The 15,551-nt window shown below is 70.4% G+C and carries 12 protein-coding genes; 8 read left to right on the forward strand and 4 right to left on the reverse strand.

Translation table 11 applies throughout. From position 1 onward, the window contains the following. Positions 1-253 precede the first annotated feature (253 nt). Positions 254-1,186 carry a tyrosine-type recombinase/integrase gene (locus ABZT49_RS29115; protein WP_355291358.1) on the reverse strand — a complete coding sequence of 311 codons (933 nt, stop codon included), beginning with the start codon at positions 1,184-1,186 and terminating at the stop codon, positions 254-256. A 293-nt stretch (positions 1,187-1,479) separates the two neighbouring features. On the opposite strand from ABZT49_RS29115, the gene ABZT49_RS29120 reads away from it, so the two are divergent. The 7 genes from ABZT49_RS29120 (at position 1,480) to ABZT49_RS29150 (ending at position 10,023) form a co-directional block, all read left to right on the forward strand. After that, positions 1,480-2,193, forward strand: a complete 714-nt coding sequence (locus tag ABZT49_RS29120; protein WP_355291360.1) for a GntR family transcriptional regulator — start codon at positions 1,480-1,482, stop codon at positions 2,191-2,193. A 55-nt stretch (positions 2,194-2,248) separates the two neighbouring features. After that, the gene (locus ABZT49_RS29125; protein WP_355291361.1) at positions 2,249-3,085 is read left to right on the forward strand and encodes a transporter substrate-binding domain-containing protein; all 837 of its coding nucleotides are present in this window, start codon (positions 2,249-2,251) and stop codon (positions 3,083-3,085) included. Positions 3,086-3,110: 25 nt separating this feature from the next. Then, entirely contained in the window at positions 3,111-3,776 is a 666-nt protein-coding gene (locus tag ABZT49_RS29130; protein WP_355291363.1) for an amino acid ABC transporter permease, read from the forward strand. 11 nt (positions 3,777-3,787) lie between these two features. Further along, positions 3,788-4,453, forward strand: coding sequence for an amino acid ABC transporter permease (locus ABZT49_RS29135; protein WP_355291365.1), 666 nt, complete (start codon positions 3,788-3,790; stop codon positions 4,451-4,453). Between the two features lie 16 nt (positions 4,454-4,469). After that, on the forward strand, positions 4,470-5,243 hold the full coding sequence (locus tag ABZT49_RS29140; RefSeq protein WP_355291367.1) for an amino acid ABC transporter ATP-binding protein: 774 nt from the start codon (positions 4,470-4,472) through the stop codon (positions 5,241-5,243). Positions 5,244-5,278: 35 nt separating this feature from the next. Next, positions 5,279-6,202 carry an aminotransferase class IV gene (locus tag ABZT49_RS29145; RefSeq protein WP_355291369.1) on the forward strand — a complete coding sequence of 308 codons (924 nt, stop codon included), beginning with the start codon at positions 5,279-5,281 and terminating at the stop codon, positions 6,200-6,202. Between the two features lie 1,109 nt (positions 6,203-7,311). Then, positions 7,312-10,023, forward strand: a complete 2,712-nt coding sequence (locus tag ABZT49_RS29150) for an AbfB domain-containing protein (protein ID WP_355291371.1) — start codon at positions 7,312-7,314, stop codon at positions 10,021-10,023. 218 nt (positions 10,024-10,241) lie between these two features. Here ABZT49_RS29150 and panE read toward each other — a convergent pair whose 3' ends face one another. Continuing rightward, complete coding sequence (panE, locus tag ABZT49_RS29155) at positions 10,242-11,180, reverse strand: 2-dehydropantoate 2-reductase (protein ID WP_355291373.1); 939 nt, start codon at positions 11,178-11,180, stop codon at positions 10,242-10,244. Positions 11,181-11,270: 90 nt separating this feature from the next. On the opposite strand from panE, the gene ABZT49_RS29160 reads away from it, so the two are divergent. Then, positions 11,271-12,602, forward strand: coding sequence for a chloride channel protein (locus ABZT49_RS29160; RefSeq protein ID WP_407943594.1), 1,332 nt, complete (start codon positions 11,271-11,273; stop codon positions 12,600-12,602). A gap of 279 nt (positions 12,603-12,881) precedes the next feature. Here the strand turns inward: ABZT49_RS29160 and ABZT49_RS29165 are convergent, their stop codons facing one another. Next, on the reverse strand, positions 12,882-13,025 hold the full coding sequence (locus ABZT49_RS29165) for a hypothetical protein (RefSeq protein WP_355291377.1): 144 nt from the start codon (positions 13,023-13,025) through the stop codon (positions 12,882-12,884). Positions 13,026-13,232: 207 nt separating this feature from the next. Then, positions 13,233-15,116 carry a Wzz/FepE/Etk N-terminal domain-containing protein gene (locus ABZT49_RS29170; RefSeq protein WP_355291379.1) on the reverse strand — a complete coding sequence of 628 codons (1,884 nt, stop codon included), beginning with the start codon at positions 15,114-15,116 and terminating at the stop codon, positions 13,233-13,235. Between the last annotated feature and the right edge of the window lie 435 nt (positions 15,117-15,551).

The raw sequence follows: 15,551 nt of genomic DNA on the forward strand, positions 1-15,551 counted from the left end.
GCTGATCGGGCCGGAGCCAGATCTCGTACCCTTAGAGAACAGAAAGCAGCGCCGGGTTGCCCTGGCCCTTGCTTCACTCTCTCTCGGGAAGTCCTGCAGGGCTGGCCGTTCGTCTCGGCGCCCCGTCGGTGAGCGGTCGTTTAAGGGTAGCCGGCTCGCCTGTCAACTCGCCGTGCCTCCCTCGGGCGCCACCGCGGTCGTCCTGCCGTTTTCCGGGACAGGGGTCGTCGGCACCGGCAAGCCCGCGCTGGCTTTACGACGATGCGTCCGACAGCGGGTGGAGGTCGCGGACCATCTTCTGCGCGCGCGCGAGGTTCACCTTGGTGTAGACCTCGGTGGTGCCGAGATCGGCGTGGCCCAGGAGCTCGCCGATCACCCGCAGATCCGCGCCGTTCTGCAGAAGATGAGTCGCGAAGGCGTGGCGCAGCTTGTGCGGCGACCAGCGCGAGGCATTCGGGATCCCGGCCGCGGCCGCCGTCTCCTTGATCTCCTTCAAGGCCGCGTCGATCGTCAGGTGCTGCTCGCCGTTCGAGACCCGGTGAAACAGCCAGACGTCGGACCGCGAGCCGTACCGGCCCGCCAGCTCGCGCCACCAGCCGATCGCCTCGACCGCCCGGTCGTGGAGCGGCACCAGCCGGTCCTTGCCGCCCTTGCCGCGGACATGAATCATCCGGGTTCCGGGCCGCACCGCGTCGGCCGGACGCGTCACCGCCTCGGAGACCCGCATGCCGCTCGCGTAGAGCGTCTCCAGCAACGCCGCGCGCCGCGCATAGCCGGCCTGCCGGTAGAGCCCGACCGATCCGTCCCGGGCCAGGGCGTGGGCGGTCTCGATCAGGCGGTCGACAGCCTCGATGCCCGGCGTGAACGGCAGGCGGTCGGGTCGTTTCATCGGCTGGAGCTCGGCGGCCGGATTGCCGGTCCCAAGACCTTCCGCCACCATGAAGCGGTGGATGCCGTTGGCCACCGAGCGGCGCCGGCTGATCGTCGAATGCGACAGGGCACGCTGGTCGAGATGGGCGAGGTAGGCGACCATGTCCTGCCGGGTCACCTCGGCGAGGCGGCGTTCGCCGAGCCAGCCGAGGTAGCACGCGACGTCGCGGCGATAGGTCGTGAGAGACGAGGCGGCGGTGCCGCGCTCGGCGGCCAGGGCGTCGAGCCACAGCTCGATGATCTCGGCGTTGGTCATGCCCGGAGCATGAGGCCCGCCGGTTAACGGGACATTCTCTGAGAAAAACCGCTTATGCGAACGAAGGCGGTGCCGGTCCCGCGCGCGTGGGTGCGTCGGCGAATTCCCCTCGCCGCGCACGCGTCGCTCTCCCCCGCTGCCGAGCTGCCGTGAGGATCGAGGCATCCGGCCATGCCCGTGCTCGCAGTGCCTCGCCATGTCTGCCAAAGGGGCGACCGTTGCCCACACAACCTGCATGCCGCCTCTTGCATCAGGTCGTCGATTGTTGACAATCGACGACCGACGAGGCCTGCATGACCGCTCGACGCGCGACTTCCCCGACCGACGGCTTTCCCCGCGTGCCGAAGGACACGTTCCGCAGCCGCATCGCCGACAGCCTGCGCAGCGCGATCCTCGGCGGCGACATCGCGCCCGGCTCCCAGCTCGTCGAGACGACGCTCGCCGCGCAGTTCGGCGTCAGCCGCGGCCCGCTGCGCGAAGCGATCCGTCAGCTGGTCGAGGAAGGCATCCTGGAGGCTGTTCCCTATACGGGGACCTACGTCATCGACATCTCGGTGAAGGACGTCGACGAGATCTACTCGATCCGCCGCAACCTCGAGACCTTCGCCTTCGAGCAGCTGTGGGACCGGCGCGACGAGGAATTCCGGACCGAGCTGCGGCGCCGGCACGAGGCCCTGACGGCGACCATCGATGCGGGCGACGACAAGGCGAGCATCCTCGCCGAGCTCAGCTTCCACGGCACGGTCTACGAAGCGACCGGGCATTCCTTCCTGCTGACCATCTGGCACGGCCTGCGCGGCCGGCTGCAGCTCTACTGGGCGGCGCATCACCGGGCCCACGGCCTGCGCGGCCCCCGCCGGGACGGCCACGACGACTACCTGCGCCTCGCTCTCGGCAACGACCTCGCGGCGATGCGCAACGAGATCGAGAGCCACATGCGCCGGGGCGCCGAGCAGACGAAGGCCTTCCTCGACGGGCGCGAGCGCCTGCCCGAGAGGCGCGCGTGACAGCCCACCCCGTATCCCGATCAAATTCCAGGAGCGCCCCGTGCAGGAGAGACCCATGACCCGTCGCCGCGACGTCCTCGCGCTCGCCCTCGCTGCGGCGGCGGCCGCCGCGGGCCCGTCCCCCGTGGCGGCGCTGGGCGAGACCTCGCTCGACCGCATCAAGCGCAGCGGCCGCCTGCGCATCGGCGTCACCTCGGCCGAGCCGTGGTTCTTCAAGGACCCGATGGCCGGAACCTGGAGCGGCGTCGGCATCGACCTCGGCACCGCGCTGGCGGGCGATCTCGGGGTGACGATGGTGCCGGTCGAGACGAGCTGGGCGAACTGCGTCGCGGCGATCCAGGCCGACCAGATCGACGTCATGTTCGTGCTCGACCCGACGGAGGAGCGCCGCAAGGCGATCGACTTCCCGGACAGTCCGCTCTTCTACTACGCCGCCGGCGCCCTCGTCCGGCCGGACCAGACGGCGACCGCCTGGAGCGACCTCGACAAGCCCGGCACCCGCATCGGCGTGACGCTCGGCACCTCGGTCGACCGCATGGTGACTGAGACCCTGAAGACGGCGAGCATCAGCCGCTTCTCCAACAACGACGAGGCGGTGGCCGCCTTCGCGGCCAAGCGCGTCGACGCGGTGGCGCAGTTCCACCCGGCGCTCGTCGTCCAGTATGCCCGGCTCAAGCTCGGCAAGGTCGTCCTGATGAAGCCGGTCACCCCCGTCGCCACCAGCGCCGGCATCCGCCGGGACGCCGACCCGGCCTTCAAGACTTGGCTCGGCGAGCGCTTCGCCGCCCTCTACGCCGCCGGCAAACCGCAGGATTCCTTCGCGGCCTATCTGCGGACCCGCGGCATCGACCCCGCGACCGTCCCGGGCCTCGCGCGGGAGAAGTGGGTCTGACGACCCTCAAACGGGAGGGACGGCCGTGACCTACGCCTGGGACTTCATGCCCGTCCTGCGCCACCTCGACATGCTGGCGCTCGGGCTCGTCAACACCGTCAAGATCGCGGCCATGTCGATCGTGCTCGGCGTCGGCCTCGGGCTCGGCCTCGCGCTGATGCGGCTGTCCCCATCCCGGCTCCTGCGGGCGCCGGCGACGGCGTTCATCGAGTTCTACCGCAACACGCCGCCGATCGTGCACTTCTTCTGGTTCTTCTACGCGCTGCCGGTGCTCGCCGATATCAGCCTCGATCCCCTCGCCGCGGCAATCCTCGCGCTGTCGACCCAGTCCGGGGCATTCTACGCCGAGGTGTTTCGCGGCGGCATCGTGTCGATCGAGAGCGGCCAGTGGGAGGGCGCCAAGGCGGTTGGCATGACCCGGGCGCAGGCGATGCGGCGGGTGATCCTGCCGCAGGCGGTCGGCCGCATGGTGCCGCCCTTCGTCGAGCGCTCCTTCGAGTTGACGAAGACCACGGCGCTCGCCTCCACCCTCGCCTACGGCGAGCTTCTCTACCAGGCGATGCAGGTCAACAGCCAGACCTTCCGGCCGCTCGAGGTCTACACGGTCGTCGCCCTCCTCTACCTCGTGCTGCTGGTCACCTGCGGTGCGCTGGCGCGCGGCGCCGAGCGGCGCCTGACCGCCTACCGCTGAGGTCTCGGGGCATGGATTACGAGTGGGATTTCAGCCTGCTGGCGCAGAACTGGCCGGTGCTGCTGCGCGGCCTCCTCGTCACGGTGCAGCTCTGGGTGCCGGCCATGGCGGCGGGGCTCGTCCTCGGCCTTCTCCTCGGCCTCGCCCGCCTGTCCCGGTCGGGATGGGTCGCCCGGCCGGCTCTCGGCGCCGTCGAGCTCTTCCGGGGCACGCCGGTCCTGATCCAGCTGATCTGGTTCTTCTACGCCTTCCCGATCGTGATCGGCCTGCAGCTGTCGCCGTTCGCCGCGTCCCTGCTCGCGCTCACCCTCAACACGGCGGCCTATTGCGCCGAGATCTTTCGCGGCGGGATCCAGTCCGTGGCGAAGGGCCAGTTCGAGGGGGCGCGGGCCCTCGGCATGACCCGGGCCCAGGTGATGCGGCGGGTGGTCCTGCCGCAGGTCCTGCGACGCATGCTGCCGGCCTTCACCAATCGCGGCATCGAGCTGGCGAAGGTGACCTCACTCGCCTCCGTGATCTCGGTGCACGAGCTGATGTACCAGGGCCGCCTGCTGAGCTCGACCTATTACCGCCCGCTCGAGATCCTGACGACGGTCGCGATCGTCTACTTCGTCCTGATCTATCCGGGCAGCGTCCTCTCCGCCCGCCTCGAGCGGCGGCTGGCCGCCCGCAGCTGAAAGGCCTTCGCCCGCGATGACGATCCCTCTCCTCGACGTCCAAGGCCTCCACAAGTCGTTCGGATCGCATGAGGTCCTGCGCGGCATCGACCTCGCGGTGATGCCGGGCGAGCGCGTCGCGATCATCGGCGGCTCCGGCTCGGGCAAGAGCACGCTCCTGCGCTGCCTGAACTTCATGGAGGTCCCGACCTCCGGGCGGATCGCCCTCGACGGGCGCGTGCTCGGCCGGCCGGGGCGTGACGGCGCCACCATCTATCCGGAGGGCGAGTTGTGCAGCGTGCGCCGGCGCGTCGGCATGGTCTTCCAGCAGTTCAACCTCTTCCCGCACATGAGGGCTGTCGAGAACGTGATGGAGGCCCTCGTCACCGTGAAGGGCGTGCCCCGGCGCCAGGCCCTGGCGCGGGCGGAGGCCGAACTCGGCAAGGTCGGCCTCTCCGACAAGCGCGACGCCTATCCGAGCCGGCTCTCGGGCGGCCAGCAGCAGCGGGTGGCCATCGCCCGGGCGCTCGCGATGGACCCGGAGATCCTGCTCTTCGACGAGCCCACCTCGTCGCTCGATCCCGAACTCGTCGGCGAGGTGCTGCGGGTGATCCGCGGGCTCGCCGAGGAGGGCCGCACCATGCTCCTCGTCACCCACGAGCTCGGCTTCGCCTACCACTTCGCCACGCGGGTCGTCTTCCTGGCCGACGGCCGCTTCTACGAATCCGGGACGCCCGACGAGGTCCTGAAAGCTCCGCGCGGCGAGCGCACCCGCACCTTCCTGGCGCGCCACAGCGAGTTCGCGTTCTGACGCAACCTCCAAAAGATCAACCGAGGAACCATCCCGTGTCCGGCTCACAGACCTCCAGCGCGGCGAGCGCGCAGGGCTACCTCGACGATCCCCGCAACGACGGCGTGCTCGTCTCGATCAACGGCGAGTTCTTTTCCCGCGACCAAGCCTCGGTCTCGGTCTTCGATGCCGGCTTCGTCCTCGGCGACGGGGTGTGGGAGGGCCTGCGCCTCGTCAACGGCAAGCTCCTGGCCATCGACGACCACATGGACCGGCTCTACGAGGGCGCCGGCGCGATCGCCCTCGATATCGGCCTCACCCGCCAGGAGATGGTGGCGGCGATCCGGGCGACGCTCGCGCGCAACGGCATGACCGACGGCGCCCATATCCGCCTGATGGTCACCCGCGGCCGGAAGAAGACGCCGAACCAGGATCCCCGCTTCGCGCTCGGCCGCGCCACCGTGGTCATCATCGCCGAGTACAAGACGCCGCGGCCCGAGGCCAAGGCGGCCGGCCTCACGCTGATGACCTCGACCATCCGCTGCAGCACGCCCGACGTGTTCGACCTCAGGCTCAACTCCCACAGCCGCCTGAACTTCATCCAGGCGCTGATCCAGGCGATCAACTGCGGCGCCGACGAGGCCTTGATGCTCGACCCGTCCGGCTTCGTGGCGAGCTGCAACTCGACCAACTTCTTCATCGTCCGCAAGGGAGAGCTGTGGACCTCGACGGGGCGGTGCAACTTCAAGGGCATCACCCACCGCAAGGTGATGGAGCTGTGGCGCGAGAGCGGCGGCACCGTGCGCGAGCTCGACTTCACCCTGGCGGAGACCTACGCCGCCGACGAGGCCTTCGTGACAGGGACGCTCGGCGGCATCACCCCGGTGACCCGGATCGACGGCCGCCGCATCGGCACCGGCCAGCCGGGCCCGGTCACCGCCGAGGCGAGCCGGCTCTACCAGGCCTATACGCTGGCTTGAGCCTCGCGGGGCGGGGCGGATGCCGGTCTGCCGCGGATTCAGGAGCCGGTCCGACCGATCGGTCACGTCTATCCCACCCACGACCTCATCCTGAGAGCCTGTTTGAGCGGTTTCGCCGAACGATCGGCAAATAGACCGATATCTCTCTACGTCATCCCGGGGCTCGCCGAAGGCGAGAACCCGGGCTCCATAATCGCTGACGGTGCAGGGTGACGCGGAACGCGTTCCGACGTCTTCTGCATCCTCGGCGGTGATGGGTCTCGGGTTCCACTCCGCGGCCCCGGGATGACATCGAGGGTTTCAGTGCGGTCGGCCAACTCAAACAGGCCCTAAGGTGTCGGTCGATCGAAGATCGACTGCCCTCGAGGGAGGTTTCCCGAAGCCACCGAGGCAACTGGAGGCCTCCTTCGAGGTTCCCTTTGGTCGCACCTCAGGATGAGGTCGCAGATGGGAGGAAAATCTCGTCGAGATATTGTCTCCGTTTGTTTAAATGGCTCTCGGCATCGAGATTGCTGTCGCGACGCGATCGGATCGTGCTCCCCGATCCCGTCCGAAGCCCCTCCCCTGGCGTAAATCGCCCGGCGCCATCCGCGAACGACGTCACGCTCTCCGTCCAGGCATCGAGGCCGCGGTCCGGGTCACCGCCCGGCTTCATCCGATAACGACGTTTCTAACAGACATCATCCCGTCTCGTTAAGCCTGATGGCCTTTTACGCAGTGTCCTAGACCAATCTTCCCCAGCGAAGGCGCGCCACTCCGCTGCGGAAATCTGGTCATGATTCGTTATCCGCGGCCGATTACCGGATATAAACATCCTTCCGTCAGGTTCGGCACTGGGACAGCACACAGTCGGACGGGCAGAATCGAGCCATGCGGCCGGGATTCATGGATATGGCGACCCTCGCGGTCGGCCCGCCCCTCTGGGGCATCCCCAGTACCGCGTCGGCCGAGCCGCGAGAGAGCGCAGCGGCACCTGCGCCGGGCGACCGCCTTCTCTCCAGGGGGCGATCTCGCCGACCCGACCCTCGTCGCACAGGGCCTCGACGCGCCGCCCCGGCGCACCGGACCCGCCCCGCACACGCCCTGACCTTCCAGCGAGAGTTCTCCCCATGATCGACGCGACACACGCCGCCGACCGGCGCCGCATGCGGCTGCGCCAGGACGCGCTCCTCTCGGCCCTCCTCTCCGCCACGGTGCTGGCGACCGGTCTCCTCGCCCCGGCGCAGGCGGCGCAGTTCGGGATCGTGGTCAATCAGGTCGCCGACCCGCTGATGTCGGGCCTGCCGCTGCCCGACACCGCGCCGACGGCCGGCCTCTTCTCGGGCGTGAAGGACTGGCCGATGAACGCCATCTCGCTCGCGATGATGCCGAGCGGCCGGATCGTGTCCTACGGCACCGCCGCCGGCAATCCCGGCGTCCAGGACGGCCGGACCTTCACCTTCTGGGATCCGTCGCAGGGTCTCGGCCAGGGCTACACGACCTATGCCGGCGTCGGCGGCGTCAACAGCTTCTGCAGCGCGCAGGCCCTGCGCACCGACGGATCGCTGATGACCTCCGGCGGCATTTTCGACAACGGCAACGACAAGGGCAGCCTCGTCGTCAAGAGCGTCCCGAACGGCGCGAACGGCGCTTTCGCTGTCACGGCCCGGCTCGCCAACGACCGCTACTACTCGACCATGCTGACGCTGCCAAACGGCCAGCAGCTCATCATGGGCGGCTCCTACCCCTACCAGGGCGGCTGGGCCGACACCCAAGGCAGCATCGACAAGGGCCTGATGACCGGGATGACCCCGGAGATCTACGACGGCTCTCAGTGGAAGAGTCTGTTCGGTGCCAAGAGCCGCGACGCGTTCGGGCCCGAGAACAGCCGGTGGTGGTATCCCCGCGCCTGGGTCGCCCCGAACGGCAAGGTGTTCGGCATCACCGCCGACAAGATGTGGTTCCTCGACCCGTCGGGGAACGGCGCGGTCACGGCGATGAACTTCAAGGAGCCGCAGCGCAATGCCAACTCGGCGACCGACGCGCCGAATGTCGGCCCGGTCTCGACCGCGGCGATGTACGAGACCGGCAAGATCCTCCAGGTCGGCGGCAACAGCTACGATAACGGCAACGGCTTCCTGTCGAGCAGCCGCGCCTCGATCATCGACATTAATACCGGCAATCCGGTGGTGACCGACACCAACCCGATGAGCGTCGGGCGCGCCTGGGCCAACGCCACGGTCCTGCCCACGGGCCAGGTCGCGGTGACCGGCGGCAGCAAGTTCAACGACCGGGCCGGCGGCGACACCGTGCTGCAATCGGAGATCTGGGATCCGAAGACCGGCCGCTGGTCAGTCGGCGCCTCGGGCGGGGTCTATCGCGGCTACCATTCGACCGCGATCCTGATGCAGAACGGCGCGCTCCTCATCGCCGGCGGCGGTGCGCCGGGGCCGGTGAACAACCAGAACGCCGAGGTGTTCTACCCGCCCTACCTGTTCACCAGTGCGAACGGGAAGGTGGCGCTCGCCCCGCGGCCGCAGATCGTCAGCCTGAACACGGTGCAACTGCAGCATGGCGGCTCGCTGCAATTCGAGCTGACCGCCTCGAACGGCCTGTCGCAGGTGGTGCTGGTGGGCCTGAGCGCGGTGACACACAGCTTCAATTCGGGCCAGCGCCGCATCGTCGCGGCCTTCAGCCAGAACGGCACCGCCGTGACGATGCAGGCGCCGGGCTCGGCCAACGTCGCCCCCCCCGGCTATTACCAGGTGGTCGCGGTCGACCAGAAGGGCGTCCCCTCGCCGGGTGTGATCATCGCGCTCGGCGCTGGCGTCGCGGCGCCGAGCCAGGTCTCGGCACCGGCGGCGGCCGGTAGGACCACCGGCGGCCAGACCGGCACCGGCACCGGCGGGACGGCCGGCGGCGGCACGGGCGGCGGGACCGGCACCGGCGGCACCGGCGGGACCGGAACGAGCGTCGCCACCGGCGCGGCGGTGAGCCTGCAGGCCAGCAACTACACCACGAGCTACCTCACCAATGTCGGCGGCACTGCCCGCCTCGTCGTGCCGGCCAATGCGAGCGACCGCCAGCAGGCGACCTTCCGGCTGGTGCCGGGTCTCGCCGGCCAGGGCGTCTCGTTCCAGGCCAGCAGCAACGCGAGCCAGTACCTGCGCCACCAGAACTTCCAGATCTTCCAGCATGCCAACGACGGCGGCGACGTCTTCAAGCGCGGCTCGACGTTCACCCCGCGCGCCGGCCTCGCCGGTACCTGCGGTTGCAACACCGGAACCTGCACGTCCTACGAATCGATCGACTGGCCTGGCTACTACCTGCGCCACCAGAACTTCGCCTTCTACATCGCCAAGCCTGATGGCGGTCCGAGCTACAACCAGGACGCCTCGTTCTGCCCGGCCTCGGGCCTCACCCCCACGGGCTCGGTCCTGAAGGCGGCGCATTCGGGTCTGTGCCTGTCGATCGCGGGCGGCGATACCAGTGACGGGGGCGCCGTCACGCAGCAACCCTGCACCGGCTCGACCGAGCAGACCTGGACCGGGACGGCCGGCAACGGCGGCATCGCCTATGTCAACAAGGCGTCCGGCAAGTGCCTCGACGTGAACCTGTCGAAGCCGCCGGCCGGGCCTGGCACGCCGATCAACCAGTGGACCTGCAACGGCGGGACGAACCAGGCCTGGACGTCGCGCGGCCAGACCGGCGGCAACGCCCTCGTCTCGGTCAACAACACCAATCTCTGCCTCGACGTCCTGAATGTTTCGACCCAGGCCGGCGCGGCGACGGCGGTCTGGACCTGCAACGGCGGCGCGAACCAGACCTTCTCGTCGCAGTAAGCCTGAGATCCTCCGCGGCGCCGCGTAAGACACCATCCTTAGAATGCGGGGATGACGGTTCGACCGCCCTCCCCGATCCTCGTCGGGGCGCGCAATACAGATTCCGCTTGATCCGTTCAGGTCAAGATTAAGCGCATCTCCCCTCTCCCGAACGGGAGAGGGGAGATGCGCTCGACTTGCATCGGAACCGATTATGCGGAATTCGTATGATCTGGTGCTCAGCCCTGCTCCCGCGCCCGCCGGGTCTCGTAGGCCTTGAGGTGGGTGTAGGCGGCGGCGAGATGCGGCCAGGTCCCGCTCGGATCCGCCGCCCGGCCCCGGGCCAGGAGGTCGCCGACGATGTGGTCGGCCTCGATCCGGGCGCCCCGCTCGATGTCGCGCAGCATCGAGGCGGTGAAGCGCGAGCCCTCCGCCGTCAGGGTGCCGCGGCTCGTCTCCAGGAACTTGTCCCGCGGCGCGTGGCCGGCCCCGGCCGCGATGCCGCGGCACTCGTCGAGCAGGCCGAGCATCACGTCGCGCCCGCCGGGGGCGGCGACGACGTCGCCGACGGGCGCGCGCATCAGGCAGGTGCCGCAGGCGAGCGTCGCGAGGAAGACCCACTTCTCCCACATCTCGAGCAGGATCTTCTCGCTCAGGCGCGCCGCGAAGCCCGCCCCCTCCATCACCCCGGCGACGCGGGCGATCCGCTCGGAGCGCGTCCCGTCGCGCTCGCCGAAGGTCAGCGCGTGCAGGTCGCTCATCTGCACGATCTCGCCCTCGGGCGAGAGCGTCGCCGCGATGGCGCAGGAGCCGCCGAGCACCCGCTCCGCGCCGAAGCGCGCGTCGAGGGCGTCGAGATGGGCGAGACCGTTGAGGATCGGCAGCACCATCGTGTCCGGCCCGACCGCCGGGGCGACGTCGTCGAGGGCGCTGCCTAGGTCGTAGGCCTTGCAGCTCAGGAGCACGAGGTCGAAGGGCTGGCGAATCGCGCCCGCCGACACGGTGGCGGGTCGCTCGACCCGAAAATCCCCGAGCGGGCTCTTCACCGAGAGGCCGCTCTCGGCCAGCCGCGCCGCCCGGGCCGGCCGGACCAGGAAGGTCACGTCCCGTCCCGCTTGCGCGAGCCGCGCCCCGAAATACCCGCCGGTCGCGCCGGCTCCCACGACCAGCACCCGCATGCCGCGTCCTCCCGCCCGTTCTATGCGGCCCGAGCTTCGCATTTCCGGCGGTTTCGTCCAAGGTGGCCCGTCAAGGTCGAACGACGGGAGTTGCGGCGCGTGCGGGGTTTGCGGGGGCGGCTGTCCGGGTCGCGGGATCTCGCCGGGATCTGGGTCCGGCGCGGGTTGTTCGTGATCGGGGGTGTCGCGGTCGGGGCCGCGGCGGTGCTGATGGCCTACCTGGCCGATGCGGCGCAGGCGGGGTTCCGGGCGGTGCTCGGGATCTCGCCGATGATCGCGCTGCTCCTCACGCCCGTCGGCTTCGGGGTCGCGGCCTTGCTCGCCCGCACGGTCTTCCCGAACTCGCAGGGCAGCGGCATTCCGCAGGTGATCGCCGCCCGCGACATCGAGGACGCCGCCTTGCGCCACCCTCTGGTCTCGCTGCGGACCGCCGCCGGCAAGATCGTCGTGATGACGCTGGGACTGCTCTGCGGGGCCTCGACCGGGCGCGAGGGGCCGACGGTGCAGGTCGGCGCGGCCCTGATGGCGGCGGCCGGGCCGCTCGCGCCGGAGCGCCAGCGCGGCCTCCTGCTCGCCGGGGGCGCCGCCGGGGTGGCGGCGGCCTTCAACACGCCGCTCGCCGGCATCGTGTTCGGCATCGAGGAGCTCAGCCGCGCCTACGAGGCCAAGACTTCGAGCCTGATCCTCGGGGCGATCATCGCGGCGGGCCTGACCTCGCTCGCGCTCGTCGGCAACTACACCTATTTCGGCACCACCGCCGACACCCTGCCGCTGCGCGCCTGGGCCGTGGTGCCGCTCTGCGGCATCCTCGGCGGGCTCGCCGGCGGGCTGTTCAGCCGCATCGTCATCGCGGTCGCCCGCGGGCTGCCCGGCGCGGCGGGGCGGTTCGTGTCGGGGTGGCCGGTGCTGTTCGCGGCCTTGTGCGGCCTCGGCGTCGCCCTGTGCGGGCTCGCGACCGACGGTCACGTCTACGGCACCGGCTACGAGCAGGCGAAGGCGCTGCTGCACGGCACCGCCGACACCCATGCCTGGTTCGGCCCGCTGAAATTCGTCGCCACGACGCTGTCGTCGATCAGCGGCATCCCGGGCGGGCTATTCGCCCCCTCGCTGGCGGTCGGCGCAGGCTTGGGCGCCGAGATCGCCGGCCTGTTCACGGACGTGCCGGTCGGGGCCGTGGTGCTGGTCGGGATGGTGGCCTACCTGACCGGCGTGCTGCAGGCGCCGATCACCTCGTTCGTCATCGTGGCCGAGATGACGGAGAACCACGCCCTGGTGATCCCCCTGATGGTCGCGGCACTCCTCGCCGACGCGGCCTCGAAGCTGGTCTGCCCGGAGGGGCTCTACCACGCGCTCGCCGAACCGATGGTCGAGCGCATCACCGGGCGCCGGGCGCGGGAGGCGGAGGTAAGCGGACCGGCGTGAGGGATGTGGGTGAGCGGGGATTCAACAGGGGACGTGTCCCCTTTCCGGCTCCGCCTCACAGGGTCGTTCCGGGGCCGCGACAGCGGAGCCCGGAATCGAGAGACGCAGGTCGCTCGGAAAAGGTCCGACCGCGTCTCGCCTGGTTCTGCACCATCTGCGGTTCTGGATCCCGGGCTCCGCTTTCGCGGCCCCGGGATGACGCGGAGGGTGTGCGGAGCGTCGATCCGGTCGAGGTTCGTCATGCCGGCGATCGGTAGGAACCTTCCCGGACCACCCGCCTCAGAACGGCAGGATCCCGAACTCGGCGACGCGGCGGTTATGCTCGGCCCAGAGACGCATCATCTTGGCGAACAGGCCCGGCTTCGCGGAAGCCCGGGCGGAAGCGACGGAACGGGTCGCGGTGATCGACGGCGAGGAGGCCATGGGTTCGGCTCCGAGTTGGGAGGCGGGGTGGAACTCTGTGGTTCCTATCCCCGACCATGCCGCCGATGCTGCGTCGCAACAATCATCGATCTCGCAGCTGCGATATGCATTGATCGCATGCAACTGGCGTCATCATGCCGATTTGCCCGTCAATCATGCATGATATGCCTGACTGACGGGCGTTAAGCTTCTCTGAGAGGCTCTATTTCAGCCATCGATTGCGGTCAGGTCGACCTCCGTGGTGATCGTGCCGAGGATCCGGGCGCGGGCGTGTTCCAGGGCCTCGCAGGCCTCGGTCAGGGTCCGCAAGGGAGTCCGGCCCCACTCGGTCATCAGGACCACGCCGTCGAGGAGCGGCGCCAGCGCGACGGTGGCGGCCGAGCGGCCGACCGGCGGCAGGTCGACGATCACCACGTCGTAGGCGTCGGACAGGCTGGTGAGCAGCGCCTCCATGGCGGGCGAGCCGAGCCAGTGCGGCGAGGGCAGCATCTCGTGCGCGAGGGGCAGCACGTCGCACCCGTCGGTCAGCGCCGTGACATGCGCGCGCCAGCTCTCCTTGTGCGGGATCCCGGGGGCCCGGGCGCCGAAGCCGCGGAGATCCGCGACGACCCCCTCGCCCATCCCGGATTCGCGCAGCACCGGGTCGGCGGAATCGGCGTCGATCACCAGGGCGCGCGCGCCCGCGGCGGTGTAGAGACGGGCGAGCTCGATCGCCGCGAGTGCCTTGGTGCGCCCGCAGGTGCGCCCCGCTGCGGTGAGGCCGATGGTGCGCAGGGGCACGGCGTGGTTGGCCGAGGCGAGGGAGAGCCGCGTCCATTGCAGGCCCTCCGCCAGCCCGGCGCAGAGCCGCGCCTCGTCGGTCAGGCCGCGGCGGCGAAGCCCTGCGCGCCCCGCCGGCCGGGCCGGGATCCAGCCGAGGCAGTCCCGCCCGGTCGCGGCCCGGACCTGGCGCCGGGATCGGGCGCGCCCGTCGAGGAGGAGCCCTGCGACCCCGACCATCACGAACAACCCGGCCCCCGCCACCGCGCCCGCCGGCATCGTCAGCCGCAGGCCGGGATTGGAGCGGAACAGCGGCCGGGTCGCCGCGGTGATGACCCGGGAATCGGCCACCGGGGCGCTCTGGCGCTGCACTGCCTCGGCCAGCACCACCAGCAGGCTCTCGTAGACCTTGCGCGAGGTCTCGGCGGCGGATTCGAGTTCCTCGAGCGTGCCGGGCTCGTCGTCCGCCGGCGCCCGGGGCACGATCTGGCTGCCGGCGCTCGCCACCGGCCCGTCGGCATCGTCGCGCCGGCCGCGCCGGATGCGGTAATTGTGGGTGGCGCGGAATTCCTGCACGGCGCGGATCGCCGTGTTCATCTGGTTGCGGAACCGGTCGACCCGCTCGTTGAGCCAGTCGGTGGCGAAGCGCGAGGCCTCGATGCGGGCCTCCATCTTCTCGCGCAGGAACTGCTCGACCACGGCGTTGACGATGTCGGCCGCCTTCTGCGGGTCGCGGGCCGAGAAGGTGATGTCGAGGGCGTAGGCGAGGCCGGCGCGACGCACGTCGAGCCGGGCCGCGAAGGTGTCGAGGAGGCGCCGCTCGGCCTCGAGGCCGCTGTCGACCTCCGCCTCGGCGCGCCCGGTCGCGCCCTTGAAGGATGCGCGGGCCTGCTCGAACAGGGCGACCGCGCGCTCCTGCAAGCCTGCGGCCCAGGCCGGGAGCCTGAGGCTCGCGCCGGCGAATTCCGGATCGCCCCGCAGCCCGAGCTTGTCGATCACCATCTTGGCGACCTTCTCGGAGCGCAGGATCGCCACCTGGTTGGCGATCTGGCCGGTATCGATGGCGAAGCGCGCCTCGCCGCCGGGCTCGGCGAAGAGCGGCGGCATCTTCGAATCGATCACCAGCTGCGCCCGGGCGGTGTAGACCGGGGTCGAGGCCATCGCGAAGAGGGCGCCGAGCGCCGCCCCCGCAAGGGCACAGGCGAGGATGCGGGCGCGGCGGCGGCGGAGGAACGCGAGGATGTCGCGGACCTCGAGGCTGCGCGTCTCCGGCGGGTCGTCCCGAAGGCGGGGGGCGAGGGACGGGTCGGTCCAGATCGGGTTGTTCAGCAAGATCGCGCTCTCTTCGGCTCGACCGCGGCGGGGGATCCGGGATCGGCGGCTCCCCCGCGGGCGCTGGTGGCCGCCGCGGACGGCACCCCGTGATCTCTCGATCCCGAAGCGTCGCCCGTGACCCTCCGAGGTGTACGTCCGGCATGGGCGGCGCCGGAACGCCGCGGAACGGCGTAGGCGCGGCCCGGAGGAGCCCGGGCGGCGGAGGCGGGGCTCCGCCGATCGCCCGTCCCCTACCCCTTTGGTCCGGCCTCGCCGCCCCCGCCTCCTCCCGAAGGCGGCGGTGCCTCCCCGGAGGGTGGAGGACCGGCCCAGCCCACCCGACCCGGCCGGTCGAGGCTGGCCGGGCCCGCCGCCCCCAAAGCCTGTGCTGCCGGGCGGCGCGGCCGCGGCCTAGGCTTCCCCACGATCTTCTTCGAGGCTGAGCCGAACGAG

Source organism: Methylobacterium sp. EM32 (genome assembly GCF_040593685.1).
Classification (GTDB): Bacteria; Pseudomonadota; Alphaproteobacteria; order Rhizobiales; family Beijerinckiaceae; genus Methylobacterium.